2 protein-coding genes are annotated in these 2,777 nt (G+C 43.0%); both read left to right on the top strand.

Going from position 1 to position 2,777, the window contains the following annotated elements; translation table 11 throughout:
- Positions 1-290 precede the first annotated feature (290 nt).
- On the top strand, positions 291-677 hold the full coding sequence (locus ACE1AT_RS00010; RefSeq protein ID WP_016860831.1) for a hypothetical protein: 387 nt from the start codon (positions 291-293) through the stop codon (positions 675-677).
- 37 nt (positions 678-714) lie between these two features.
- Positions 715-2,421, top strand: coding sequence for an IS1634 family transposase (locus tag ACE1AT_RS00005; protein ID WP_374865289.1), 1,707 nt, complete (start codon positions 715-717; stop codon positions 2,419-2,421).
- Positions 2,422-2,777 lie beyond the last annotated feature (356 nt).

Raw genomic sequence — 2,777 nt, 5'->3', positions numbered from 1 at the left:
ACTGTACGTTCGCTCATTTTTGAAGGGAGAGAGGAATTAATGCCTTGCTGTCCAAGGAAACAACGTGATTGTGGAGCTGATTGTAGTTGTACCGTGTAATACTTGGGAAAAGCTTCGGGAGATCAACGGTGTATTACATGGGGAAAGGCAAAATCGGTTTTTCCGTATATTACACGGAATAAATTGGAGGGCATTCTTCATAAATATGCGCTTGCTGTAGTCCTATGTATGACATCGAAACCGTCACCAATTTCGGGTTAAACTTACGATGTAATACATGGTAGAATCTAATGTTGAAGCGGGACATTCAAGGGAAGTTCGCTCTCAAAGACGATGATTATCGTCAAGTGCGCTCTTTAAGATTAACTGATGAAACCTGGAAGACTTTGGGGATCGCTGCTGAATGCTTGGGTATGACTAGAGCTGATTACGTGGAACAGGTTATTAGGGAAAATGCTAACCCAAGTACTACACGGGAAAAAGAGCCGATACATCAAGCCAAAACTACTGTTGTTGAACTTGCGACCACGCCACACCCGGTGGCAACACTGGAAAGTTTACGTAACCAAGTATTACTAGACTTGAAGTTAGGTAAGCAATCACCAGGCTACAAAGCAGCACTTAAAGCTCTCAATCGTTTTATTGCGGTACTAAATAGCCAGTATACACAAGAGTAGGATTTCGTTATTCTGTATCAGTGAGCGGGAAAAAACAGTGGACATAAGTTCTGAGCGGATTGACGATATTCCCGTAATTGTGGAATGGCTCAAGCAGATGGGGATAGCCAAATGTATTGACCAAAAACTTCGTCCACCACACGGAAACCACAAAGGCATGAGTTATGGTCAATTGAGTGTATTGTTATTGACATACATAATTACCCAATCAGACCATCGGTTGTGTGCAGTGGAAGCATGGGTGCTGGCACATCGAAGGATTTTAGAGTTAAGTACGGGGTGGTCAATAGGAGAAAAAGATACCAGTGATGACAGATTGGCAAGGGTAGTCGAAGAGTTAGGTAAGCAAACAGAGGCAACGCAGGAAATAGAGGTAAAGTTAGGACAACATCTGATTCGCGCCTACGATTTGCCGACACAAGTGGCACGAACTGATACGACTAGTTTTAGTGTGAATCATCAACAGGGAGATTCCCCAGAAGAAAATCTACTAAGTTATGGCTATTCCAAGGACAAACGCCCAGATTTGTTGCAATACCGTCAATTATTGGCAACTCTCGACCCAATGGGAATGCCATTAGTCAGCACTACCCTTAAAGGTAATGGAGCTGACGACCCATTATATTTCCCCACTTGGCAAAAAATGGCGCAAGTGATTGGACATAAAAAGTTTGTCTTCATCGCTGATTGTAAAGCTGGGTCGATTGCAACTCGCGCCGCCATTACAGCAAATAGGGGTATTTACTGCGTTCCTGTAGCCATGAGTGGACAACACCCCCAATATCTTAAGCAATGGGTACTAGACCCACCAGCAGAAATTGTGGAGATTCGTTTACCGCGACAAGATGAAGAAGAATCTGCTGTGGGAAAGGGTTTTGAAGTGGAGTTAGGTAAGTTTTGGTTCAACAAAGAAACCAACAAGTGGGTACGTTGGCTAGAACGCTACTTGGTAGTTTATTCCCAAAGCCTTGCAGCATCTGCCATACGTGGACTACAGCAACGCATAAATCAAGCTGAAACTGCTCTTAAGAGTTTAGCTAAGAAGCCAGGTGATGATCGGGAGCAACTCAGCCATAAAGTAGAAAACATTCTCCAGCGCTATCGTGTCAAAGATTTCTTCTCAACCATGATTACACAAGAGATCGCTAGACATACTCGTCATGCCGGACGGGGACGACCATCAAAAAACTCTCCGACTCTTGAAGTGACACATATTTGTCTTCAACTTCATATCCAGCAGATTGATACTGCGATTAAGGAGGCAGAAACCTTGGCAGGGTGGCGATTGTATGTCACTAATGCCTCGCTTCGCCAACTGAGTTTACCACAAGCGGTGACGTATTATCGGGATGAATGGCTCTTGGAGCGTGGTTTTCATCGTTTTAAAAGGGGTTCTTTGCCTGCCCTACCTATTTACTTTCAAAATACTAACCGAATCACTGGCTTAATGTTCTTGTTAAACCTGGCGTTGCGGGTGTTTACCCTGATGGAATTTGTGGTGAAGCAGGCACTGATAGAAACTCAACAATCCTTATTCGGTCTTTATGACGGTAATCCAAAGCGAAGAACTGAGCGCCCATCTGCCGAGAAAATGCTTAAGGCTTTTTGTAATTTAACTCTCTACTTTTTGCCTGATTCTACCATCTTCATCACCCCAATTAACGAGCTTCAAACACAAATTCTTTCTTTAATGAAAATGCCTGAGTCCCTTTATCAGGTTGAAGGAGTGCTACGCTCGACCTAATTACGTCTTCCCCCTGTAAAATTAGCACTTGTTGACAAGCAATTATCTGATTGAATGTTCCATTTCGACATCAGTCTCATTGTGTATTACACCATAAAGGGAGTTTTGAATAGCACTTTTTATCCATGTATTACACGGGAAAACCGTGTTCATAACCCTCGAGGCGTGAATTCCCCTTTACCATGTAAGACATGGTAAATCTTGTTTTTCTTTTCCCATGTCATACACCGTTCATCTCCCAAAGCTTTTCCCAAGTATTACATGGTGTCAGTATGATCGGATTCTGAATTAGGTTTTTTTCCTTGAACCATAAGGCATTAATTCCTCTCTCCCTTCAAAAATGAGCGAACGTACAG

Source organism: Pelatocladus sp. BLCC-F211, from assembly GCF_041928655.1.
GTDB lineage: Bacteria > Cyanobacteriota > Cyanobacteriia > Cyanobacteriales > Nostocaceae > Pelatocladus.
This window is presented reverse-complemented; position numbering and strand designations above follow the sequence as displayed.